At 63.5% G+C, this 22,106-nt stretch carries 23 protein-coding genes, 1 tRNA gene and 1 pseudogene; 12 read left to right on the forward strand and 13 right to left on the reverse strand.

The features are described 5' to 3' along the window. Positions 1-62 precede the first annotated feature (62 nt). Positions 63-917 (forward strand): LysR family transcriptional regulator, encoded by an 855-nt coding sequence (locus tag JLK41_RS13665; RefSeq protein WP_037047591.1) that lies wholly within the window; start codon positions 63-65, stop codon positions 915-917. On the opposite strand, the gene JLK41_RS13670 is transcribed toward JLK41_RS13665, so the two are convergent. Then, the gene (locus JLK41_RS13670) at positions 912-1,676 is read right to left on the reverse strand and encodes a sulfite exporter TauE/SafE family protein (protein ID WP_210389145.1); all 765 of its coding nucleotides are present in this window, start codon (positions 1,674-1,676) and stop codon (positions 912-914) included. The genes JLK41_RS13665 and JLK41_RS13670 overlap by 6 nt on opposite strands. A gap of 101 nt (positions 1,677-1,777) precedes the next feature. Here JLK41_RS13670 and JLK41_RS13675 point away from each other — a divergent pair, with 101 nt between their 5' ends. Beyond that, positions 1,778-2,740 carry a LysR family transcriptional regulator gene (locus tag JLK41_RS13675; protein ID WP_210389146.1) on the forward strand — a complete coding sequence of 321 codons (963 nt, stop codon included), beginning with the start codon at positions 1,778-1,780 and terminating at the stop codon, positions 2,738-2,740. 71 nt (positions 2,741-2,811) lie between these two features. On the opposite strand, the gene efp is transcribed toward JLK41_RS13675, so the two are convergent. The 5 genes from efp to JLK41_RS13700 form a co-directional block, all read right to left on the reverse strand. Further along, positions 2,812-3,387: an elongation factor P gene (gene efp / locus JLK41_RS13680; protein WP_037047597.1), complete on the reverse strand. Its 576-nt coding sequence runs from the start codon at positions 3,385-3,387 to the stop codon at positions 2,812-2,814. A 34-nt stretch (positions 3,388-3,421) separates the two neighbouring features. Further along, entirely contained in the window at positions 3,422-4,564 is a 1,143-nt protein-coding gene (gene earP / locus JLK41_RS13685; protein WP_210389147.1) for an elongation factor P maturation arginine rhamnosyltransferase EarP, read from the reverse strand. Between the two features lie 145 nt (positions 4,565-4,709). Further along, positions 4,710-4,874, reverse strand: coding sequence for a hypothetical protein (locus JLK41_RS13690; RefSeq protein ID WP_244976421.1), 165 nt, complete (start codon positions 4,872-4,874; stop codon positions 4,710-4,712). 252 nt (positions 4,875-5,126) lie between these two features. After that, a tRNA-Ser gene (locus JLK41_RS13695) sits at positions 5,127-5,216 on the reverse strand. Between the two features lie 92 nt (positions 5,217-5,308). Beyond that, positions 5,309-5,527 (reverse strand): hypothetical protein, encoded by a 219-nt coding sequence (locus JLK41_RS13700; protein WP_210389148.1) that lies wholly within the window; start codon positions 5,525-5,527, stop codon positions 5,309-5,311. Between the two features lie 185 nt (positions 5,528-5,712). Between JLK41_RS13700 and JLK41_RS13705 the strand changes: the two genes are divergently transcribed. After that, positions 5,713-6,402: a crotonase/enoyl-CoA hydratase family protein gene (locus JLK41_RS13705; protein ID WP_037047625.1), complete on the forward strand. Its 690-nt coding sequence runs from the start codon at positions 5,713-5,715 to the stop codon at positions 6,400-6,402. A gap of 86 nt (positions 6,403-6,488) precedes the next feature. Here JLK41_RS13705 and JLK41_RS13710 read toward each other — a convergent pair whose 3' ends face one another. Continuing rightward, on the reverse strand, positions 6,489-6,881 hold the full coding sequence (locus JLK41_RS13710; protein ID WP_037047628.1) for a hypothetical protein: 393 nt from the start codon (positions 6,879-6,881) through the stop codon (positions 6,489-6,491). A gap of 152 nt (positions 6,882-7,033) precedes the next feature. Between JLK41_RS13710 and JLK41_RS13715 the strand changes: the two genes are divergently transcribed. The 9 genes and pseudogenes from JLK41_RS13715 to cobA all read left to right on the forward strand — a co-directional run bounded on the left by JLK41_RS13715 (position 7,034) and on the right by cobA (position 17,600). After that, on the forward strand, positions 7,034-7,348 hold the full coding sequence (locus JLK41_RS13715) for a hypothetical protein (RefSeq protein ID WP_037047631.1): 315 nt from the start codon (positions 7,034-7,036) through the stop codon (positions 7,346-7,348). A 314-nt stretch (positions 7,349-7,662) separates the two neighbouring features. Then, entirely contained in the window at positions 7,663-9,024 is a 1,362-nt protein-coding gene (locus JLK41_RS13720; protein WP_244976422.1) for a CmpA/NrtA family ABC transporter substrate-binding protein, read from the forward strand. Between the two features lie 52 nt (positions 9,025-9,076). Continuing rightward, positions 9,077-10,069, forward strand: a complete 993-nt coding sequence (locus JLK41_RS13725; RefSeq protein ID WP_210389149.1) for an ABC transporter permease — start codon at positions 9,077-9,079, stop codon at positions 10,067-10,069. 15 nt (positions 10,070-10,084) lie between these two features. After that, positions 10,085-10,879, forward strand: coding sequence for an ABC transporter ATP-binding protein (locus tag JLK41_RS13730; RefSeq protein WP_037047650.1), 795 nt, complete (start codon positions 10,085-10,087; stop codon positions 10,877-10,879). 97 nt (positions 10,880-10,976) lie between these two features. Continuing rightward, positions 10,977-11,666 (forward strand): polysaccharide lyase family 7 protein, encoded by a 690-nt coding sequence (locus JLK41_RS13735; protein ID WP_210389150.1) that lies wholly within the window; start codon positions 10,977-10,979, stop codon positions 11,664-11,666. Positions 11,667-11,714: 48 nt separating this feature from the next. Continuing rightward, positions 11,715-12,161, forward strand: a complete 447-nt coding sequence (locus JLK41_RS13740) for a thioesterase family protein (RefSeq protein ID WP_037047655.1) — start codon at positions 11,715-11,717, stop codon at positions 12,159-12,161. 676 nt (positions 12,162-12,837) lie between these two features. Beyond that, a pseudogene (locus JLK41_RS13745) lies at positions 12,838-14,043 on the forward strand (NAD(P)/FAD-dependent oxidoreductase); the annotation flags it as partial. A 91-nt stretch (positions 14,044-14,134) separates the two neighbouring features. Next, positions 14,135-16,846 carry a nitrate reductase gene (locus tag JLK41_RS13750; RefSeq protein ID WP_210389152.1) on the forward strand — a complete coding sequence of 904 codons (2,712 nt, stop codon included), beginning with the start codon at positions 14,135-14,137 and terminating at the stop codon, positions 16,844-16,846. Between the two features lie 10 nt (positions 16,847-16,856). After that, a complete protein-coding gene (gene cobA, locus JLK41_RS13755) occupies positions 16,857-17,600 on the forward strand; it encodes a uroporphyrinogen-III C-methyltransferase (protein ID WP_210389153.1) in 744 nt (247 codons plus the stop codon). Between the two features lie 57 nt (positions 17,601-17,657). Here the strand turns inward: cobA and JLK41_RS13760 are convergent, their stop codons facing one another. The 6 genes from JLK41_RS13760 to rraA all read right to left on the reverse strand — a co-directional run bounded on the left by JLK41_RS13760 (position 17,658) and on the right by rraA (position 22,025). Next, positions 17,658-18,635, reverse strand: a complete 978-nt coding sequence (locus JLK41_RS13760; RefSeq protein ID WP_037047661.1) for an OmpA family protein — start codon at positions 18,633-18,635, stop codon at positions 17,658-17,660. Positions 18,636-18,743: 108 nt separating this feature from the next. Continuing rightward, positions 18,744-19,334, reverse strand: a complete 591-nt coding sequence (gene sigX / locus JLK41_RS13765) for an RNA polymerase sigma factor SigX (protein WP_037047663.1) — start codon at positions 19,332-19,334, stop codon at positions 18,744-18,746. Positions 19,335-19,417: 83 nt separating this feature from the next. Then, the gene (locus tag JLK41_RS13770) at positions 19,418-20,242 is read right to left on the reverse strand and encodes a mechanosensitive ion channel family protein (protein ID WP_037047666.1); all 825 of its coding nucleotides are present in this window, start codon (positions 20,240-20,242) and stop codon (positions 19,418-19,420) included. A 1-nt stretch (position 20,243) separates the two neighbouring features. Further along, positions 20,244-20,489, reverse strand: a complete 246-nt coding sequence (locus JLK41_RS13775; RefSeq protein WP_047593145.1) for a hypothetical protein — start codon at positions 20,487-20,489, stop codon at positions 20,244-20,246. Between the two features lie 55 nt (positions 20,490-20,544). Then, a complete protein-coding gene (locus JLK41_RS13780; RefSeq protein WP_150609783.1) occupies positions 20,545-21,531 on the reverse strand; it encodes a zinc transporter ZntB in 987 nt (328 codons plus the stop codon). Between the two features lie 5 nt (positions 21,532-21,536). Beyond that, entirely contained in the window at positions 21,537-22,025 is a 489-nt protein-coding gene (rraA, locus tag JLK41_RS13785; protein WP_037047675.1) for a ribonuclease E activity regulator RraA, read from the reverse strand. Positions 22,026-22,106: the final 81 nt, after the last annotated feature.

The raw sequence follows: 22,106 nt of genomic DNA on the forward strand, positions 1-22,106 counted from the left end.
GAGCCAGGATTAAGATCAATCCAACGAATGTTTCTTATGGAATCCATCTCGAGGATTGATGAATGGCCTTCCACCCCAGTATCGATACCGAATTGCTGCGCAGTTTCGTCGCCATTGCCGACACCGGCGGCTTCACACGCGCCGCCGAAACGGTCAATCGCACGCAATCGGCAGTGAGCATGCAGATGAAGCGGCTGGAGGAAGACGTGGTGCAGCGCGCGCTGTTCGAGCGCGATGGCCGCCAGGTTCGCCTGACCCCCGAGGGCCAGGTGTTGCTCGGCTATGCGCGCCGTATCCTGAAGCTGCACGGTGAAGTTCTCAATACCCTGCGTGAGCCGCACATGGTCGGCTCCGTGCGTATCGGTACGCCGGATGACTACGTCATGCGTTTTCTACCGGAGATTCTTTCGCGCTTCGCCCAGGCCTATCCGCTGGTGCAGGTCGAGGTTCACTGTGAACCCTCGGGTCAGCTGCTGCTGCGCCAGGACCTCGACCTGACCATCGTCACTCGTCAGCCGGGCAAGGAAATTGGCCAACTGCTGCGCCAGGAGCGCTTTGCCTGGGCCGTCGCTCAGGGCTTCTGCCCGCACGAGCAGAACCCCATGCCCCTGGCGATGTTCAATGCTGACTGCTTCTGCCGGGAGTGGGCCTGCAACGCGCTCGATGCCATGGCGCGTCCCTACCGCATCGCCTACACCAGCCCCAGCCTGTCGGCGCTGTTCGCCGTCGTGCGCGCGGGCCTGGCCGTCACCGCACAGCTGCAGAGCCTGATCACCCCGGACCTGCGCATCCTCGGTGAAGCCGAGGGCCTGCCACTGCTGCCGCTGACCAGCATCGTGCTGCTGCGCAACGAGAGCAGCCAGTCCCCCGTCACCGAGTGCCTGGCCGACCACATCGTCGAGGGGTTTCGCCTATAGCCCGCTGGCTTCGAGGCCCAGCATCAGTGCGCAGATCAGCAGGAACACGCAGAACAGGCTGCGCAGCAGACGCTCCGGCAGCGAGTGGGCCAGACGCACGCCCCAGCTGATGCTGAGCAGACCGCCAACCGCCAGGGGAACACCCATCCACCAGTTGACGTGATCATGCAACGCGTACGTCAGCAGCGTGACCCCGGTACTGGGCAGCGCCAGGGACAGGGACAGCCCCTGCGCCACCACCTGCGTGGTGCCGAACACACTGGTCAGCACCGGCGTGGCGACTACTGCGCCGCCCACGCCGAACAGACCGCCCATGGCACCGGACACACCGCCGAGCACCCCGAACCAGCCCCAGGGATGACGCAGCTCGCTGCTGCTCGGCGCCTGCGCCATCATCATGCGTACCAGGTTGTAAGCGGCCAGGGCGAGCAGGAAACCGATGAAGGCCCAGCGCATGGTGCGCGAGTCCAGCTCCACGGCGTACAGCGAAGCGAGCCAGGCACACACCAGGCTGGTGATGCCAAGCAGCAAGGCGTGACGCAAATCGATGCGGTTGCGCTGGTTGTAGCGCCAGATCGCCAGCATCACGTTGGGCACCACCATGACCAGGGCCGTGCCCTGAGCCAGTTGCTGATCCAGACCGAACAGCACGCCCAGCACCGGAATGGCGATCAGGCCGCCGCCGATACCGAACAGCCCACCCACGGTTCCCAGAGCAGCGCCCAGGACAAGATTCAATAACAGATCGATCAGGCTCATGACACCTCCATGCCAGGGCGCATCTTAGAGAGGCGCAGCTAGTATGGAAACGCACAAGAATGCAAAATGGCTTTGCCATTCACGCACAAGCAGAACACCGCATGAATCCCGATGCCCTGACCGACCAGCTGGAGCTATTTCTCGACGTCCTGGAAACCGGCAGTTTCTCCGCTGCGGCCAGACGCCACCCGCTGACCCCCTCGGCGGTCGCCCGGCGAATCGATGCCCTGGAACGCGCCCTGGGCAGCGGCCTGTTCAGCCGCAGTACCCACGCGGTGCGCGTCACCCCGGCCGGCCTGGCGTTCGCCGAACGGGCCAGGCGCATCCTTGCCGAGCTGCACCTGGCCCGCGCTGAGGCGGTGTCGCTGAGCAGCGCCCCGGAAGGGCTGATTCGCATCGACGCGCCCACTCCCTTTGGCCGGCGCCACCTGGCGCCTGCGATCGCCGACTTCCTGCGGGCCAATCCCGGGCTGGACGTACAGCTGCGCCTGATCGACAGCTTCATCGACCTGCAGGGCGAGCACCTGGGTGAAGTGGATATCGTGGTGCGCATCGGACCACTGCCCGACAGCCGCCTGGTGGCTACGCCACTGGCTTCGATGACACGTATCGTCTGCGCCAGCCCGGACTACCTGCGCCGCCGCGGAATCCCACGCAGCCCGCTGGAGCTGGAGCAGCACGACGGTCTCGACTGGGACAGCCTGGCACCGCCTTATGCATGGCGCTTCGAGGTCGACGGCAAGCTGCAGCAATGCAAGCCCAAGCGCCTGCGGCAGACCAGCAACAATGCCGAGACCCTGCTGTTCAGTGCCCTCGCCGGCCTAGGGGTGGCGCACCTGCCGACCTGGATGAGCAGCGAGCACCTGCAGCGTGGCGAGCTGATTCCCCTGTTCTGCGAGAACGGCTTGCCTGCGGTGGAGCCGGTCAGCATCTATGCCCTGCGCCTGGAGCGCGAGGCCAGCCCGCGCACCCGCCTGCTGCTGAGCTTCCTCAAGCAGCGCTTCGGCTTTCCGCCCCCCTGGGATCAGGTCCTGCTGGCCAGCCTGGCAGCGCCGCAGCAATGACCTGTTGCACAGGCGAACACAGACCATAAAAAACCCGGCGCGAAGGCCGGGTTTTCTGGTGACGCTCAAGCTTAGGCTTGCGGCGCCTGGGTGCGGCCCTTGTAGGAGCCGTCACGGGTATCGATCTCGATCCAGTCGTCGATATCGACGAACTCGGCAACCTTGATCTCGGTACCGTTGCGCAGCTTGGCAGGCTTCATCACCTTGCCGGAGGTGTCGCCACGGGCGGCGTTCTCGGTGTAGACAACCTGACGCACGATGGTGGTCGGCAGGTCGACGGAGATCACCTTACCTTCGAAGAACACGGCTTCGCAGACATCGTTCATGCCTTCTTCGATGAACGGCAGAACGCTTTCCAGGTCTTCGGCACGCAGTTCGTAGGAGTTGTACTCCGGATCCATGAACACGTAGTCCTCACCGCTGATGTAGGACAGGTTCACTTCCTTGCGCTCGAGAATCACCGGCTCCATCTTGTCGTCGGCTTTGTAGACGGTCTCGGTCTTGGAGCCGTTGAGCAGATTCTTCAGCTTCATCTTGACGATGGCGCTGTTACGACCGGACTTGGTGAACTCGGCCTTCTGGATCAGCCACGGCTGGCCATCGATCAGGGCCACGCTGTTGACTCTCATTTCTTGTGCAGTTTTCATGCGGATATCCGAAATATGCGGGAGGTACAGAAATCTAGGCCGCGTATGATAGCCAATTTCGGTAAAACTGTTCCAGCGCCGTGGCAAGATCCGCTTGAGCAGCCTGTCGGGCGCACCAGCGCTCGGCATGCCCCGACAGCTCCGGCCAGCACTCGAGCGCCTCCGACCAGGCGTCATTCATCCCCCGCCCGGCATTCCATGCCCGCCAGAGTTCGGCTTGCGCAGCCGCAGCCCGAGGGCTCAGATCGACACAATACAGCGCCAGGAAAGCCTCCAGCTTGTCCCAGTGCGCGCCTTCCTCCTGCGGGTAGATATGCCAGAGCAGAGGCCGACCGGCCCACTGCGCACGCACGAACGAATCTTCGCCGCGCACGGCATTGAAGTCGCAGCACCACAACAGGCGATCGTAATCGTCCTGCGCCACGAAAGGCAGTACCTGCACATGCAGGCTACCGCAGCGGCGCTGGTCGCCTGGTATCAACTGCGTTTCACCGAGCCAATGCTGCAGATCCACGAGCACCTTGCCCTGCGGCACCAACAACTGGGTCGCGCGTGAGTCGCCAGCCATGGCGTCGAGCCAGTTGGCCAGCCCGGCATTTTCATAGGCGAACAGGGAAACCAGCCGAGCGTCTGGATCACGCACTACGCCAAGGCCCTCTAGAAATACCTGCTGAGCCATTGGATCGGCCTGAAACGCCCGCCTACGGGCCAACAGATCCGTCTCGCGCAGCAGCCCACCAGTGCCCTGCGTGAATCCCGGGAAGAAGAAAAACTTCTGCAGCCCACCCGCCTGCGGCGACGGCAAGGCATGACAACCGGCAACCCAGTCCTCGGCACTGAGGTACTCCAGGTTCAACCAGAGTCGCGTCACGGCGTCGCCACTCATGGCCGCTATATAAGTCGTTGGCAACTGGCAGGCGAATGCCTCGATCACCACATCCGCCGGCTCCACAGCGGGAAAAGGTTGCGACCAGCGCCGCACCTCGACGCCTGCATGGTACTGACAGTCGGCACTGGCGCTAGCGCCTGGACACAAGCGCACGAAGGCAGGCAACTCGTCGACCCACAGGCGCACGGCATGCCCCTGCTCGGCCACCAGTTGCCGGGCCAGCCGCCAGGTCACACCGATGTCACCGTAGTTATCCACCACGCTGCAGAAAATGTCCCACCTGGCCACGCCGCGCCCCTCGAAAAATGATCGCCATTGTACCTGCCGGACAAGAAAATGCCCGCCAGAGGCGGGCCAAGGGAGCGCTGGAGCGAGCGCGGGGTAAAGCGGTGTCAGGCCAGAAGCGGGTCGCCCTCAGGGCGAGCAATGTTGCTCAGCATCCAGACAGCCTGGCAGGCAAGCGCAGCGTCTCGCGACGCAAAGGGACCGCCTTGGGCTGACCGTCAACCATCAACAGCCAGCACGCCATGAGACCATCGGAACGAAGCTCGGCAGGTACGGCGCTGCCAACCAGGGAAACCACATCGATACGGGGCATGATGACCTCCAACTCAACGCTATCTGTATTGGAGCCAACAGTAGGCCGATGCCCTGGCGAGCGGAAATCAGTGCTCTCGATAGTGACCATGGCCATTGCCAATGGCACTTGGCACGGGCTGGTAGAGGGAAGCGAATTCACGAAGGGATATAGCCGCGCGCGGCCTGGCGACGGGATCACGCAAAAATCTGAAAGCAGAAAGCAGAAAGCAAAAGCCCCTGAGAGACTGCTCTCTCAGGGGCTTTGCGAAAGTGGCGGTGAAGAAGAGATTCGAACTCTTGATACGGTTTCCCGTATACACACTTTCCAGGCGTGCTCCTTCAACCACTCGGACACTTCACCGGATCTCGACGTTTTGGCGTGCAGCCCGTCGAGGTGCGCTAATGTAGTCGAATGTTTTACGAATGGCAAATTTTTTTAAAGGATTCATGCGCTTAAGAGCGCAAGCGGTTTTCCTGGGGCTCGCCGGAGGGGGGTTCGTCGAAACGGATGTGGCCAAACAGCAGAAAACCGAGGGATAGGAACAGCCCGATGCCGAACAGCATCAGGACGCCGGACGGGCTGCGCAGATAGAGGCTGTCGCTGAGCACGACGGCTGCCAGCAGCAAGCCGAGCACGGCAATCAGATAGAGGGTGGAGTAAAGGCTGTTCATGGGCGCTCCTCGGATATGCGGCCTACCTTAAATGTCAGCCTCCATGCACGACCAATTGCCATTCGGCATCGCCGCGATAGGCAGAAACACTGACCAGCCGGTCAGTCACAGCGCTTTACCAGAGCGGTTCGGCTGAGTACCTTCTGCCCACATTCAGCCCCGCGGCGCCAACAAGGAAAACTGCCATGAGCGACCTGATCAGCTATCAACTCGAAGATGGCATCGCCACCCTGACCCTGAGCAATGGCAAGGTGAACGCCATCTCCCCTGACGTGATCGCTGCCTTCAATGCCGCACTCGACCGTGCGGAACAGGATCGCGCCATCGTCATCATCACAGGCCAGCCAGGCATCCTCTCCGGCGGCTACGACCTGAAGGTGATGACCTCCGGCCCGCAGAACGCCGTCAACCTAGTGGCGGCAGGTTCCACGCTGGCGCGGCGCATGCTCGCTCACCCCTACCCGATCATCGTCGCCTGCCCAGGCCACGCTGTGGCCAAAGGCGCGTTCATCCTGCTGTCTGCCGATTACCGCATCGGTGTCGAGGGCCCGTTCAACATTGGCCTGAACGAAGTGCAGATCGGCATGACCATGCACCATGTCGGCATCGAACTGGCACGTGATCGCCTGCGCAAGTCGGCATTCCACCGCTCGGTGATCAATGGCGAAATGTTCGACCCGGCAGGTGCAGTCGATGCCGGCTTCCTGGACAAGGTCGTGCCCGGCGAGCAGCTGCTGGCTACCGCTCAGGCCGCAGCCCAGCAGATGAAGAAGATCAACATGACCGCGCACAAGAACACCAAGCTGAAGGTGCGCAAGGCCTTGCTGGAAACGCTCGATGCCGCCATCGAGATGGACAAGCAACACCTGATGTAGTCCCACGAAGGACTCATGCTGCAAAAGAAAACGCCGCGACTTCTATAGTCGCGGCGTTTTTTTGTGCCCTGATCGAGGCGCCCTGCTCAGCTGGAGTAATCCAGTGCGGTCCAGGCGCGGCTCAAACCCTGCGCCAGCACGCAGTCAGGATTGCTCAACTGCTCGTTGAACGCTGCGGGCAGCAAGGTCGTATCGCCTTCCGCCATGCCGTGCCGCTCGGTCAACCACTGCAGCTTGCCGCAGTTGGGCGTTTCGATGACATAACTGGCCGCGATATTGGAGTGGGGGCTCGGCAGACGGACCACATCCAGCACCCTGCCCGCCTCTTCGACCCGGCGGCCATTGGACACCAGCACCGCCCAGGCCTGCTCGCCCTCTATGACCAGGTAAGCGCCATTGGCCTGGGGCCGTTCGACCTGAGGTTGGGCGCATCCGCTCAGCAGGACCAATAGCACAATCGTCATCAGCATCTGTTGCATTGCCAATACCCCTTGCAAGGTGCTCGCTTCGCAGAGTGAGCAGGTTGTCGTCGCCGGAATGAGGCCACTATCACCCAATACTGTTTATTTGTACAGTATTTTTCGATTACCCTATTGGGCAGGTAAACGATCGACTGCACAGGAGCGCCACCATGCTGGACGTACTACAGCTGAAACACCGAGTGAACCGCATGCCGCTGGAACGCGTACGCGACATGGTCGATGAGCTGTTGCTCGAAGGCATCGTCACGGAGAACCGCACGCCCTTCAATCGTCAGCACTTCAATACCTGCTTCGCCGAAATCGAAGCCCTGCTGCAGCGTGCCGGTTATCACCGCCAGCTCGATGTGGTCGGTTACCAGGGCCTAGCCTATGCGCTCTTCGACCCCGCCCGCTGGGAGGCCGTCGAGGTGCTGCACTGGCTGCGTGACTTCGTCGAGTTGAAACAACAGCAGTCCTGTCACTGAGGCGCGCGCCACGCTCCGAAATCGGCCAGCGATCATCCTGCTGCACAGTCTTTGGGCAGTCCGCAGCAGGAACGAGCACCCTGACGGAGCCGCCACTGAAGAGCCAGGTCCTTGAAAGATATGGATTTATCCGTATCCCAGGGCAGTCACGGCGAAAGCTGGCAAAGGCCTTGCTAAGGAAACCCTGACCACGCTCCAGATCGCCAACGGCGGCGATTCGGGCACACCGACAAAGACGTCAAAGACTCCTCGTTGCCATCGGCAGCAGGTTGTCTGCGACGTCTTTTTTCGTTTCTGTCAGTCGAGGAAATGCCATGCTCCATCGCCTATCGCCCCGCCGCCTGTCTTCGCTGGGTCTTGCCCTGAGTCTGCTGAGCGCGCCGTTGCTGCACGCCGCTGAACCGGAGAAAGCCGAACTGAAACTGGGGTTCATCAAGCTCACCGACATGGCGCCACTGGCCATTGCCTACGAGAAGGGCTACTTCGAGGACGAAGGGCTGTATGTCACGCTCGAGGCGCAGGCCAACTGGAAGGTGTTGCTGGACCGGGTGATCGACGGTGAACTGGACGGCGCGCACATGCTCTCCGGCCAGCCACTGGGGGCCACCATCGGCTTCGGCACCAAGGCGGATGTGGTCACGGCCTTTACCATGGACCTCAATGGCAATGCCATCACGGTTTCCAACGAGGTCTGGCAGGCAATGAAGCCACAGGTGCCAATGGCCGATGGCAAACCCGTGCACCCGATCAAGGCCGACGCGCTCAAGCCGGTGATCGAGCAGTACGCCGCCGCCGGCAAGCCCTTCAACCTGGGCATGGTGTTTCCGGTGTCGACGCACAACTACGAGTTGCGCTACTGGCTCGCGGCTGGCGGTATCAACCCCGGTTACTACGCCCCGAACAAGGGCGACATCAGCGGCCAGATCGATGCCCAGGCACTGCTCTCGGTGACGCCGCCGCCGCAGATGCCGGCGACACTCGAAGCCGGCACCATCAGCGGTTACAGCGTCGGCGAGCCCTGGAACCAGGCAGCCGTGTTCAAGGGTATCGGCGTGCCGGTGGTGGCCGACTACGCGATTCGCAGGAACATGTCGGAGAAGGTCTTCGGCGTCTCGCGCAGCTGGGCGCAAGCCAATCCGGAGACTCACAAGCGCCTGATCAAGGCGCTGATCCGCGCCGGCAAATGGCTGGATGCGGACGGCAACGCCAATCGCGCCGAGGCGGTGGAGATTCTCTCGCGTCCAGAGTACGTCGGCGCCGATGCCAAGGTCATCGCCAACTCGATGACCGGCACCTTCGAGTTCGAGAAAGGCGACAAGCGCGAGGTTCCGGACTTCAACGTGTTCTTCCGCTACCACGCCACCTACCCCTACTACTCCGACGCCATCTGGTACCTGACGCAGATGCGTCGCTGGGGGCAGATTGCCGACGCCAAGCCGGACGACTGGTACGTGCAAACGGCCAAGCGCGTGTTCCTCCCGGAGATCTATCGCCAGGCCGCTGCCGAGCTGGTCGCCGAAGGCCACGCGCAGGCCAGCGATTTCCCGCCGGCCGACGAGGATGGCTTCCGTGAACCGCTGGCCGACACCATCGACGGCGTGGTCTACGACGGCCATCAGCCCAACGCCTACCTGCAGCAGTTCAGCATCGGCCTGAAAGGCGACCGCACGCTCTAAGGCACCAGCGGCCGCGCCTGGTCGCGGCCTCAACCGACCCGAGGACAGGACGATGAGCAACCCGAACGTCGCCACTCCGATTCAGCAGACCCTCAAGACGGCGCGTCACAGCGTCTTGCTCAAGCGCCTGGCCAGCAGCCTGATCCTGCCGGCACTGGGCATCGCCCTGTTCCTGCTGTGCTGGCAGGGGCTGGCCAATCACATCCAGACCAGCCTGGGCCAGTTTCCCGGCCCGTTGCAGGTCAGCGAGCAGTTCTCCGGGCTGATCGCCGCCCATCAGCGCGAGCAGGAGAAGGCCGCCGCGTTCTACCAGCGCCAGGACGAACGCAACGCCAGGCTGCTGGCCAGCAATCCGGCCGCCGAGGTGAAGATCCGCCCCTACACCGGCAAGCCGACCTTCATCCAGCAGATCTTCACCAGTCTCTATACCGTGGCGGCCGGGTTCGTCATCGCCTCGCTGGTGGCCATCCCCCTGGGCATCGTCTGCGGCCTCAGCAAATCGCTGTACAGCGCGCTCAACCCGCTGATCCAGGTGTTCAAGCCGGTATCGCCACTGGCCTGGCTGCCGTTGGTGACCATGCTGGTCAGCGCCTTGTATGTCAGTGACGATCCGCTGTTCGCCAAGTCGTTCCTGACCTCGGCCCTCACCGTGGCGCTGTGCTGCCTGTGGCCAACGGTGATCAACACCACCGTGGGCGTGGCCGGCATCGACAAGGACCTCAACAACGTCAGCAAGGTGCTGCGTCTGTCGCCGCTCAGCCATGTGCGGCGCATCGTTCTGCCAGCGGCGCTGCCGATGATCTTCACCGGTCTGCGCCTGTCGCTCGCCACTGGCTGGATGGTGCTGATCGCCGCCGAGATGCTCGCGCAGAACCCGGGGCTGGGCAAATTCATCTGGGACGAGTTCCAGAACGGCAGCTCCAATTCACTCGGGCGGATCATGGTGGCGGTGATCGTCATCGGCCTGATCGGCTTTGCCCTCGACCGTCTGATGCTTCTGCTCCAGCGCCTGTTCAGCTGGGACAAGAATGCCGTACTGCGCTGACCCAGGAGAACCGCCATGAGCCACGCCCACCTCGAACTGACCAATGTCGGCATCGATTTCCCCACCGATAAAGGCCTGTTCCGCGCCCTGCAGAACGTCAATCTGAAGATCGCCAAAGGCGAGTTCGTCTCGCTGATCGGCCATTCCGGTTGCGGCAAGTCCACCGTGTTGAACATCGTCGCCGGGCTTCATCAGGCCACGGCCGGCGGCATCATCCTCGATGGCCGGGAAGTCAACGAACCCGGCCCCGAACGCGCCGTGGTGTTCCAGAACCATAGCCTGCTGCCCTGGCTGACCTGTTACGAGAACGTCGAACTGGCCGTACGCCAGGTATTTCGCAGGCAGAAGACGCGCGCGGAAATGCGTGACTGGATCGAACACAACCTGGCCCTGGTGCACATGACGCACGCGCGCGACAAACGCCCCGGCGAGATATCCGGCGGCATGAAGCAGCGCATCGGCATCGCGCGCGCCCTGGCCATGCAACCCAAGGTGCTGCTGATGGACGAGCCGTTCGGAGCGCTCGACGCCCTCACCCGCGCGCACCTGCAGGATTCGCTGATGGAGATTCACGCCGAACTGGGCAACACGGTGATCATGATCACCCACGACGTGGACGAAGCCGTGCTGCTGTCCGACCGCATCGTGATGATGAGCAACGGCCCGGCGGCCACCGTCGGTGAAATCCTCCAGGTCGATCTCGAGCGGCCTCGGCAGCGCATGGCGCTGGCGCACGACAGCCAGTACCACGCCTACCGGGCCGCGGTACTGGAATTCCTCTACCAGCGTCAGCAGCGCCCTGCGGCCTGACGTGGCTCTGCCGCGCCGGCTCGAGGGTCGGCGCGGTTGAACCTCTGGCCCGTGAGGGGGACGAAGAAGTGCCTTCAACCGACGAGCAGAGAGTCCCGTGCTAGATCTCACCACCTGGAACCTGTCGATTCCCACCGACCCGACGCCGACCACCATCAGCACCGAGCGCCTGAACAATGGCTACGAGAGCCGCTACTTCCGGCGCAACGCCGACGGCAGCGTGACCTTCTGGGTACCGGTGACCGGCTCACGCACGGCCGATGCCCGCTACCCGCGTAGCGAGCTGCGCGAGACCCTGCGCGACGGCAGCCTCGACAACTGGCTGCACGCCAGTTCGGACAGCTACCTGAGCGCGGTGCTGCAGGTCGACCAGGTGCCGAGTCGCAACAAGGTGGTGATCGGGCAGATCCACAGCACGGACGTACCCGGCAGCCAGAACGATCCGCTGCTCAAGCTGCAGTATCACTACCTTCGCGGTGTCGGCCGCATCGAACTGCTGCTGCGCGCCCGGCCGGGCGACAGTGAAGTGAAGAACATCCTGCTGGCCGAGAACGTGCAGCTGGGCGAGCGCTTTGGCTACGACCTGCGCGTCACCCCCAGCGGGCGCATCGGTATCAGCGTGTCCAGCAAGGACGGCGATGCTGGCTCCTACTACCGCCAGTTGAGCAGCAGCTGGGACACCCAGTACCTCTACTTCAAGGCAGGCGCCTATATCCAGGACAACTCGGGGCCGGACAGCGAAGGCGGTCGTGTGACCTTCTACCACCTCAACAGCTTGCACCGATGAGCTGGCCAGGCGCTTACAATCGCCACTTTCCCCGACAGTGACACGATCATGGCGCGCCTGACCCTCGATTTTCCCGAAGACCAGTACTGCTACAGCACCCATCTCACCGTTCGCGTTACCGACATCAACGGCGCCAACCACCTGGGCAATGACTCGATGATCTCGATGATTTCCGAGGCCCGTGCACGCTTCCTGTTCGAATTCGGCATCCGCGAGAGCGACGGCAATGGCGTGGGCATCATCGTCACCGACCTGGCGACGACCTACCGCGCCGAGGCGCATGCACGCGACCAGTTGCTGTTCGAAGTGGGCGTCATGGACTTCAACAAGTACGGCGGCGATATCACCTTTCGCATCACCCGCCCTGCCGACGGCACGCTGGTGGCCATGGCCAAGTCCGGCTTCGTGTTCTTCGATTACCGTCAGTCGAAGGTCGTGCAGATGCCGCAGGAATTCGGCGCCAAGTTCCCTAAGGTCAATCGTGTGGTCGGATAACTGACCTGTTGGCGTGACAGTTGCTGAATCCTCTGCTACGCCTTAGGGCATAACGATAAACAGCCTGTCATGCTAGGTTCATCGACGAATCGGCAGCATGCCAGGCTGACCTTGGGAGGAACCGCAATGCCAGCCATACGCAAGCGCGCTCAACGCACGGCTCTGATCGCCAGCCTCTCGGCCTGGTCCCTGCTCGCACTGCCCCTGCCTACGCACGCCACTTCGGCATCGGCGAGTGCGTTCTGCGGAGTCGTCGCAGCACTGGCAAGTCCGGCGCGCCAGATCGATTCCATTCGCTGAAGCCGACGGCGCCGCGCACCAGATCAGCGCATCCGGCGTTGAAACAGTGCACCCGCGCCACGAGGCGAGCCACCACCCTGCCCTGAAACGCCCGACAGCAGCGGCTCGGGCGACTTGGCACAAGCGCTGCATTACTGAAGGCACAACTTGATCAAAGCGCGACGCTCAACGAAGAGCGCCGCACTTCCCGGAGACTCGGGACTTGGACAAAGGCGTCCTCGCTAGGTAACTAGCGGGACGCCTTTTTTGTTGCCTGTCATTCCTGGCGGCGACCTTCCAAGCCCGGCGAGCGGCAAACCGCTCCCGGCAAGTTGCTTACCCTGGCACGCCCGATGGGCAGCCAGCGTTACGTGATGGCGCATTCGGGAGAACCGGCGTGGAAAGACTCAAGCTGGTGATGATCGGCAACGGCATGGCAGGTGTACGCACCCTCGAGGAGCTGCTCAAGCTGGCGCCGGGGCTGTATGACATCACCGTGTTCGGTGCCGAACCTCGGCCCAACTACAACCGCATCCTGCTGTCGCCGGTGCTGGCGGGCGAGCAGGGCTTCGAGGACATCATTCTCAATGACCTCGACTGGTATGCGAAGAACGGCGTCCGCCTGCAACTGGGGCGCAAAGTGGTGAAGATCGATCGCCAGGCACGCCGGGTAGTGGCCGATGACGGCAGCCAGGCGCCCTACGACCGCCTGCTGATCGCCACCGGCTCCAGCCCGTTCATGCTGCCGATCCCTGGCAACCGGCTCGAAGGGGTCATCGGTTACCGCGACATGGCCGATGCACGCATGATGATGGACACCGCCAGGACCCATCGACATGCCGTGGTCATCGGTGGCGGCCTGCTCGGCCTCGAGGCCGCCAATGGCCTCAAGCTGCGCGGCATGCAAACGAGTGTGGTGCACATCGGCGAATGGCTGCTGGATCGTCAGCTGGATCGAAGCGCCGCAGCGCTGCTGCAGGCGTCGCTGCAGGCGCGAGGGCTGAATCTGCTGCTGGGCAGGCAGACCGCCGAGCTGCTGGACAACGGCGCCGGCCGCGTGCGCGCCGTGAAGCTCGCGGATGGCCAGGAAATCCCCGCCGACCTGGTGGTGATGGCTGCCGGCATCCGCCCCAACATCGAACTGGCGCAGAGCGCCGGCCTTGCCTGCAATCGCGGCATCGTCGTCGACGACACGCTGCAGACCTACGACCCGCGCATCTACGCCATCGGTGAATGCGCGGCTCATCGCGGCGTCGCCTATGGCCTGGTGGCACCGCTCTACGAACAGGCCAGGGTCTGCGCCAATCACCTGGCACAGCTGGGTTTCGCGCGCTACCCGGGCTCCGTGACAGCCACCCGGCTCAAGGTCACCGGCATCGAGCTGTTCTCGGCCGGCGACTTCATGGGCGCACCAGGCACCGAGAGCATCACGCTCCGCGACCCGCTCAACGGCATCTACAAGAAACTGGTGATCGAGGATGACCTGCTGGTCGGCGCCTGCCTGTACGGCGACACCGCCGATAGCGCCTGGTATCTGCGGCTGATCCACGAGAAACGCCACATCGGCGAGCTCCGCGACGCACTGATGTTCGGTGAACTCGCGACACGCAGCCAGTCCGCCCACAGCCAGACCCGCGAGCCCACCAGGCAATGCGCCTGAGCGGCCCGGCGGCCGCCCGCAAGGAGTGTCAGCAATGACCAGCCATCACGTCACCGCCTCCACCTGCTGCTACTGCGGCGTCGGCTGCGGGGTACTGATCGAACACGACGGCGCACGGATTCTCGGCGTCAGCGGTGATCCGGAGCATCCCGCCAACTACGGTCGGCTGTGCAGCAAGGGCTCGACCCTGCACCTGACCGGCGACCTCGATGCCCGCGCACTCTACCCCGAGCTGCGCCTGGGCAAGAGCCTGGCGCGCTCGCGCACGGACTGGGACAGCGCGCTGGATCATGCCGCCACGGTATTCGCCGAGACCATCCGCCAGCACGGCCCCGACAGCGTCGCATTCTACATATCCGGGCAGTTGCTCACCGAGGACTACTACGCCTTCAACAAGCTGGCCCGCGCCGTGGTCGGCACCCACAACATCGACTCCAACTCGCGCCTGTGCATGAGTTCTGCCGTCGTCGGCTACAAGCGCAGCCTCGGCAGCGATGCACCGCCCTGCTCCTACAGCGACATCGAGCAGAGCGACTGCCTGCTGATCGCCGGCTCCAACATGGCCTACGCCCATCCCGTGCTGTTCCGTCGCCTGGAGGAGGCCAAGGCCAGACGCCCACAGATGAAGATCATCGTCGTCGACCCCCGGCGTACCGAGACCTGCGAGCTGGCCGACCTGCACCTGGCGCTGCAGCCGGGCAGCGACGTCGCGCTGTTTCACGGCATCCTCCATGTGCTGCTGCAGGAAGGCTGGATCGATCGGCACTTCATCGACGCGCATACCGAAGGCTTCGCCGCCCTGGAGCGACATGTACACGACTATCCGCCGGCCAGGGTCGCGGAGCTCTGCCAGATCAGCCGCGACGACCTGCTCACCTGCGCGCGCTGGATCGGCCAGTCGCCGAGCTTCCTCTCGCTGTGGTGCATGGGGCTGAACCAGTCCAGCGCCGGCAGCGCCAAGAACAGCGCACTGATCAACCTGCACCTGGCCACCGGGCAGATCGGCAAGACCGGTGCCGGGCCCTTCTCCCTCACCGGCCAGCCGAATGCCATGGGCGGCCGTGAGACCGGTAGCCTGAGCAACCTGCTGCCGGGACACCGCGATGCGGCCAACCCCGAGCACCGCGCCGAAGTGGCCGCCTACTGGGGCATCGAACAGCTGCCGAGCACTGCGGGCCTGCCTGCCATCGAGCTGTTCGATGCGTTGCACGCCGGGCGCATCAAGGCGCTGTGGATCGCCTGCACCAACCCGGCCCAGTCGCTGCCCAACCAGCGCAGGGTGCACGAGGCCCTGGCCGCCTGCCCGTTCGTGGTGGTCCAGGAAGCCTTTCGCCACACCGAGACATGCGAGCATGCCGACCTGCTGCTGCCCGCCGCCAGCTGGGGCGAGAAGGAAGGCACGGTGACCAATTCCGAGCGCCGCGTCAGCCATGTACGCCCTGCCGTGCCGGCCCCGGGCCAGGCTCGCGCCGACTGGTCGATCACCTGCGACTTCGCCCGACGCCTGGAGAAGCGCCTGCACCCCGAACGCCCCAGCCTGTTCGACTTCAGCAGCGCCGAGGCCTTGTTCGAGGAATACAAATCACTGACCCGAGGGCGCGACCTCGACCTGTCCGGGCTGAGCTACGCACGCCTGGACGAACTGGGCCCGCAGCAGTGGCCATTTCCGCCCGGCGCTGATCAAGGCACCATGCGCCTCTACACGGATGGACGCTTTCCGCACGACTCCGGCCGCGCCCGCTTCCATGCCGATCCCTACCTGGCGCCCCAGGAGCCCTGCACCCCCGACTACCCGCTGATCCTCAATAGCGGGCGCCTGCGCGACCAGTGGCACGGCATGAGCCGCACCAGCACGGCCTCCCGCCTGTTCGGCCATGTCGAAGCCGCGACACTGAGCCTGCACCCCGAGGATCTGCAGCGCCGCCAGCTGCAGGACGGCGACCTGATCACACTGAGCAGCCGCCGCGGCAGCCTGATCCTGCCGGTGCAGGCAGACGATGCCCTGCGACCTGGCCAGGCCTGGCTGCCCATGCACTGGGGCAAGCGCTTTCTCAAGGGACTGGGGAGCAACGCACTGACCCTGCCCGCCGTCGATCCGCTGTCCAGGCAGCCCGAGCTCAAGCATGCCAGCGTCGAAGTCAGCAAGGCCCAGCTGCCCTGGCGCCTCGTCGCGCTGGTCGAGGGCGAGGTGCAGAGCCGCTTGCAGGCCCTGCGCCCGCTGTTCGAGGCGTTCGCCTACGCCAGCCTGGTACCGACCGGCCGCGAACGACCGGCACTGCTGATCCGTGCAGCCAGTGCCGAGCCTCCTGCCTCGGAGCTGCTCGAGCGGATCGATCAGCTGCTGCAGCTCAGCAGCGGACCGATCCTGGCCTATGACGATCCGAGCCGATCCATCAGCAAGCGCGTACGCCTGGACGAAGGCCGAATCAGCGGTTTCCGACTGGCCGGCGAAACGCTCGCCGGCCAGTGGCTACGCAGCGTGTGGCAGGACGGACGACTCACAGGCGACCAGCAGCGCTGGCTGCTCGCCCCCCTGTCGGCGCCACCCGGCAACGTCGGCGCAGCGCCCAGCAAGGTCCTGTGCAATTGCCTGAACGTCAGCGAGGCCAAGGTCCGCGCCGGCATTGCCAAGGGTCTCGACCTGGCCGACCTGAAGCAGACGCTCGGTTGCGGCACCAGCTGCGGCTCCTGCGTCCCCGAAATCAAGCGCCTGCTGGCCACCCGGCCAGTTGCGCAAACCCTGTGAGGAACCTGACATGAGTGCAAAAGTCTGGCTGGTAGGCGCAGGCCCCGGTGACCCGGAGCTGCTCACCCTCAAGGCGGTCAAGGCACTGCGGCAGGCCGAGATCGTCCTGATCGACGATCTGGTCAACCCGGCCGTGCTCGAACACAGCCACGCAGCGCGCATCATCCCGGTGGGCAAGCGTGGCGGATGCCGTTCCACGCCACAGACCTTCATTCATCGCCTGATGCTGCGCTACGCCCGCCAGGGCAAATGCGTGGTACGCCTGAAAGGTGGCGACCCGTGCATCTTCGGCCGCGGCAGCGAAGAAGCGGACTGGCTGGCCGCACGAGGCATCGAGGTGGAGATCGTCAACGGCATCACCGCCGGCCTGGCAGGCGCAACCAGCTGCGGCATCCCCCTGACCCTGCGTGGCACGGCCCGTGGCGTGACCCTGCTGACCGCCCACACCCAGGACGACAGCGCATTGAACTGGGCCGCGCTGGCGCAGAGCGGCACGACGCTGGTGATCTACATGGGCGTGGCGAAACTGGCGGACATCCGCACGGGACTGCTCGCCGGCGGCATGCCGAGCGAGATACCGGTGGCGATGATCGAGAGCGCCTCGTTGCCACAGCAGCGCGAATGCCGCAGCCGCCTCACCAGCATGCTCGACGATGCGGCAGCCTTCGCCCTGAAGAGCCCGGCGATCCTGGTCATCGGCGAGGTCGTGCAACAACGCGCCACGCTGGATCTTGCGCAGCTGGCGCACGGATGAGCGCGCAGAAAAAGAAAAACCCGGCCGAAGCCGGGTTTTCTCAGAGCGCCAGATGCATTACTGCTTGATCTGGGCTTCCACTTCGGCTTCAACGCGACGGTTGATGGCGCGGCCGGAGTCGCTGGCGTTGTCGGCAACCGGGCGAGTCTCGCCGTAGCCAACAGCGTTCACGCGCTCACCGTCCACACCGTACTGGTTGACCAGCACGTTACGCACGGCGTTGGCACGACGCTCGGACAGCCCCTGGTTGTAAGCATCGCTACCGACGGAGTCGGTGTGACCTTCAACGGTGGTGGTGGTCTGCGGGTACTGGTTCATGAAGTCAGCCAGGTTCTTGATGTCACCGTAGCTTTCTTCTTTCACGCGGTCCTTGTCGAAGTCGAACTTGACGTCCAGCTCGACACGAACGGTTTCCATGGCCGGTTCCGGAGCAGGCTCGGGAGTCGGCTCGACAGCGGCGACGACCGGAGCCGGAGCCGGCTTGCTGCCACCACCGAAGTTCAGACCCACACCGACGCCGGCTTGCCACTCGGTGTCGCCCTGGTCGATGTTGTACAGAGCGTCCACGCCAGCGCGGGCATAGAACATCTCGGTGAAGTAGTACTTGGCGCCAGCGCCTGCGATAGCCAGGGTGGAGTGGTTACGACCACTGCCGTTGGCGTCGCCGATGCTCTGATGGCCGAAACCGGCAGACACGTACGGACGCAGACCGGCAGTCGGCTGGCCGAAGTGGTAGATGGCCTTCAGGTCGGTCAGGTTGCCCTTGATGTTCTTGCTACCGGCAGAACCTTCGCCACGCAGGTCGTGGTACTCGCCATAGGACAGTGCCAGCTCGACGTCGTCGGTCAGGTAGTAGCCGATGCTGCCGCCGAACAGGTTGCCTTCGTCGTGAGCGAAGTCACGCTGAGAGTCGGCGAAGTAGCGATTGACGAAACCCTCCACCTCGACAGCGCCTTGGCCTTGCGCCAGCGCGCCGAAGGAAGTTGCGGCAACGATAGAGCCAATCACAACGCCCAAGGTGTTTTTTACTTTCATCCGTTAAATCCCCATCTTGGTGGTTAGTCAGTTGCCAGGTAAATCAGTCGGCAACTTGGCGGCGATTTTATCAGGTCTCGCCATCCCCTTAGTGGTCGGAAAGCTGAACTAAGTTTCGGAAGTTTCCGAAAATTTATCCCGCAACCGATCCAATGCTCGCTTGTAGCGCATCTTCGTCGCGCTCAAGCCCATGTGCATGATGTCTGCAATCTCTTGAAACTCGAGTTCTGCAACAAAACGCAACACGAGAATCTCTCGGTCGATCGGATTGACATGGACCAGCCAGCGGTCCAGACCGCCTCGCTCCTCGACCTTGGGAGTCTTTTCGTCGGACGCTTCTTCAAGTGGGTCCAAACTTAAGGCGTCAATCAATCGACGCTTACGCCGCTCTTTTCGATACTGCGTAATGCACTCGTTGTAGGTAATGCTGTACAGCCAGGTCTTGAACTTGGACTTGCCTTCGAAGTTCTTCAGGCCATAGAGCACTTTAAGCATGACTTCCTGACAGACATCATCAGCGTCCCTTTCGTTCCCTAAATAACGTGCGCACACATTGAATAACGTGCGCTGGTAGCGACGCATCAGCTCTTCGTAAGCACGCGTGATGTGAAACAGCTCGTCATGGGCGCGCGTCACCAGCTCTTCATCGGTGAGCTCGCGGGGGTCGTAGCGCTTGGGCAGTGGCTGAACTTTGTTCAAAACGGGTCGGGCCGACGGTCAGGACGAAAAGTGCCCGACAGGTCACACCTTGCCGGGCAGCTACATAAAATAACAGATTGGCGTCAGCGACTGTTCACGCGTTGCTCGAGCATCACTCGATTCGCGACGGATACCAGCTCACCGCTGTCGGTGAGCAAGGTGGTTTTCACCGTGCCGATCTCTTCGATCTGCCCTTCGACATCACCCACCTGCACTTGTTGCCCGACCTGGTACAACTCGCGCACATAAATGCCTGCCAGGATCTGGCTGGCGATATCCCGACTACCCAGGCCCAGGGCCAGTGCAACCGCCAGCCCGACGGAAATCAGGACGATGGCGATGACGTTGTTGAGCAGGTCGGTCTTGACTTCCAGCTGACCGATGGCCACGGAAATGCTGATGATGATCACCAGGCCCTGGGCCACGCGACCGAGACCGTGCGCGTACTCCAGACCCACGCCTTCTGCGGCGCCACGTACCAGGCTACTGACCAGTTGCGCCAGCAGCACGCCGGCGAGCAGCACCAGCGCGGCACCGAACACCTTGGGCAGATACAGCGCCAGCACGTCGAGCGTGGCGGAAACCCGCTGCAGGCCGAGGGACTCCGCGGCCGAGACCAGGAAGATCAGCAGCACGAACCAGTAGACGATCTTGCCGATCAGGGTCGACACCGAGGCGTGAATGCCCACGCGGGCCAGCATCTTGGTCAGGCCAGTGCCGGTCATCAGGCGATCAAGGCCGACCTTGCCCAGCAGCTTGGACAGCAGGGTATCGAGCAGCTTGGCGACGACGAAGCCGAGCAGCACCAGCACCAGCGCAACGAACAGGTTGGGAATGAAGCCGGCAACCTTGGTCCAGAGTGCGGTCATCGCGGAAATCAGGCTTTGGGTCCAGGGGTCGAGTTCCATTTCAATCAGCCTTATCAGCAGCAGCAGAGGATTGGGTACGGCGCGAAACCGGCGCCACATGCGCCGAACCGTTGTTCAGGGCGATCATCAAGGCCTGTGCCCAGTGCCCCATCAGGCTGAACAGATCGCCCGCACCGACTTGCCGGTTGGCGGTCTTGAGAACCCGGTGCAGACAGGCATCGTCGTCATGGCTGGACGGCGAGGACTTGAGCAAATCGCGTAGAGATTCTTCAAATGGATCGTGCATGCGCACCTCACGGGATGTCACGGCTAGACGTCATGGCCGGGCAATGAGTCACACATCACAGCCAGCGCCAGCGGCGGAAAAGCAACAACTGCCCCACCGCCAGCAGCAGCATCAGGCCGCAGGCGACGAAGAAACCGGTGGGATTGTCAGCCCCGGGAATGCCGCCGACGTTGATGCCCAGCAGCCCGGTCAGGAAGCTCAGCGGCAGGAACAGGCCGGTAATCACCGTGAAGCGGTACATGATCCGATTCATGCGTTCGCCAAGCCGGCTGCTTTCCGCCTCGAGCACCAGGCCGACCCGCTCACGGATCAGCTCCAGCTCCTCCAGGTAGCGCGTCAGCCTGTTGTTGAGCTCGTTCCAGTAGTCATCGTCGTCCTCGACGAACCACGGCTGCTTGTTGCGTGCCAGCTGCGCATACAGGTCACGCTGCGGCGCCAGGAACCGGCGCAGGCTGGCAGCGCGTCGGCGCACCTGCAGCATCAGGCCGTGATCCGGGCGGTAGCATTCGTCTTCGTCGAGACGGTCTTCCTCGTCATCCAGTTGCTCGCTCAGCTCGGTCACCAGATCGTCGACGCGACTGGTCAGGTGGCGCGCCAGCTCCAGCAGCAGCTCGGAGGAGGTTCTGGGACCCTTGCCGGCCTGCAGATCGGCGATCAGCGCATCGGTCGCCAGCAGCGGACGCAGACGCAGGGAAATGATGCGCCTGGCATCGGCGAAGATGCGCACCGAGACCATGTCCTCCGGCTCGGCCCCTGGGTTGCGGTTGATACCCCGTAGAAACACCAGCAGCTCATGGTCCGGCAAGGGCAGCAGGCGCGGCCTGGTGTTCTCCTCCAGCAGCAGGTCGCAGCTGAATTCGTCCAACCCGCTGCTCTCGCGCAGCCAGCGCTGCGCCTGCTCCTGGCTACGATCCCAGTGCAGCCAGAGGCTTTCCTGCTCGGCCAGTTGCAGGCTGTCCAGCTGGCTGCGCTCGATGCTGCGCGCGCCGCCCTGCCCGTCGAGCACGAAGGCATGCAGCAGCGCGGCATTCGGCCCCGGCATCGCACTCACTCCGGCATGTTCAGCGCTTGCGGCGACACGATGACGCCGTTGTTGTCGGCGTACAGATACTCGCCCGGTTTGAAGGTGACGCCACCGAAGGTCACGGCCACGTTGAGGTCGCCGATACCGCGCTTGTCGGTCTTCATCGGGTGGCTGGCCAGCGCCTGCACGCCGAGATCGGTCTGCGCGATCACGTCGACGTCACGGATGCAGCCATACACCACGATGCCTTCCCAGCCGTTCTTGGCCGCCTTCTCGGCGAGCATGTCGCCGAGCAGCGCACGGCGCAGGGAGCCGCCACCGTCCACCACCAGTACCTTGCCCTGACCAGGCAGGTCGACCTGCTCCTTCACCAGGGAGTTGTCTTCGTGGCACTTGATCGTGACGATCTGGCCACCGAAGGAATCGCGGCCGCCATAGTTGGCGAACATCGGCTCGACCACCTGAACCAGCTCCGGGTACGCATCGCACAGATCGGGGGTGACGTAGTGCATGACAGAACTCCTTTCGACATTGGATAAGCAAGGGCGGCTGGCGCCGGGGTCACCTTCATTGACCCGCGCTCGCCGGGACAA

The sequence above is a fragment of the Ectopseudomonas khazarica genome (assembly GCF_017915135.1).
Classification (GTDB): Bacteria; Pseudomonadota; Gammaproteobacteria; order Pseudomonadales; family Pseudomonadaceae; genus Aquipseudomonas; species Aquipseudomonas khazarica.

Bases quoted from the DNA above. Each gene is read 5' to 3' on its own strand.
- JLK41_RS13780 (WP_150609783.1), bottom strand. From the start codon at position 21,531: ATGCCGGGGCCGAATGCCGCGCTGCTGCATGCCTTCGTGCTCGACGGG.
- JLK41_RS13775 (WP_047593145.1), bottom strand. From the start codon at position 20,489: ATGCACGATCCATTTGAAGAATCTCTACGCGATTTGCTCAAGTCCTCG.
- JLK41_RS13730 (WP_037047650.1), top strand. From the start codon at position 10,085: ATGAGCCACGCCCACCTCGAACTGACCAATGTCGGCATCGATTTCCCC.
- rraA (WP_037047675.1), bottom strand. From the start codon at position 22,025: ATGCACTACGTCACCCCCGATCTGTGCGATGCGTACCCGGAGCTGGTT.
- JLK41_RS13665 (WP_037047591.1), top strand. From the start codon at position 63: ATGGCCTTCCACCCCAGTATCGATACCGAATTGCTGCGCAGTTTCGTC.
- efp (WP_037047597.1), bottom strand. From the start codon at position 3,387: ATGAAAACTGCACAAGAAATGAGAGTCAACAGCGTGGCCCTGATCGAT.
- JLK41_RS13675 (WP_210389146.1), top strand. From the start codon at position 1,778: ATGAATCCCGATGCCCTGACCGACCAGCTGGAGCTATTTCTCGACGTC.
- JLK41_RS13670 (WP_210389145.1), bottom strand. From the start codon at position 1,676: ATGAGCCTGATCGATCTGTTATTGAATCTTGTCCTGGGCGCTGCTCTG.
- JLK41_RS13770 (WP_037047666.1), bottom strand. From the start codon at position 20,242: ATGGAACTCGACCCCTGGACCCAAAGCCTGATTTCCGCGATGACCGCA.
- JLK41_RS13705 (WP_037047625.1), top strand. From the start codon at position 5,713: ATGAGCGACCTGATCAGCTATCAACTCGAAGATGGCATCGCCACCCTG.
- JLK41_RS13700 (WP_210389148.1), bottom strand. From the start codon at position 5,527: ATGAACAGCCTTTACTCCACCCTCTATCTGATTGCCGTGCTCGGCTTG.
- JLK41_RS13725 (WP_210389149.1), top strand. From the start codon at position 9,077: ATGAGCAACCCGAACGTCGCCACTCCGATTCAGCAGACCCTCAAGACG.
- JLK41_RS13720 (WP_244976422.1), top strand. From the start codon at position 7,663: ATGCTCCATCGCCTATCGCCCCGCCGCCTGTCTTCGCTGGGTCTTGCC.
- JLK41_RS13690 (WP_244976421.1), bottom strand. From the start codon at position 4,874: ATGCCCCGTATCGATGTGGTTTCCCTGGTTGGCAGCGCCGTACCTGCC.
- JLK41_RS13715 (WP_037047631.1), top strand. From the start codon at position 7,034: ATGCTGGACGTACTACAGCTGAAACACCGAGTGAACCGCATGCCGCTG.
- cobA (WP_210389153.1), top strand. From the start codon at position 16,857: ATGAGTGCAAAAGTCTGGCTGGTAGGCGCAGGCCCCGGTGACCCGGAG.
- JLK41_RS13760 (WP_037047661.1), bottom strand. From the start codon at position 18,635: ATGAAAGTAAAAAACACCTTGGGCGTTGTGATTGGCTCTATCGTTGCC.
- JLK41_RS13750 (WP_210389152.1), top strand. From the start codon at position 14,135: ATGACCAGCCATCACGTCACCGCCTCCACCTGCTGCTACTGCGGCGTC.
- JLK41_RS13740 (WP_037047655.1), top strand. From the start codon at position 11,715: ATGGCGCGCCTGACCCTCGATTTTCCCGAAGACCAGTACTGCTACAGC.
- JLK41_RS13710 (WP_037047628.1), bottom strand. From the start codon at position 6,881: ATGCAACAGATGCTGATGACGATTGTGCTATTGGTCCTGCTGAGCGGA.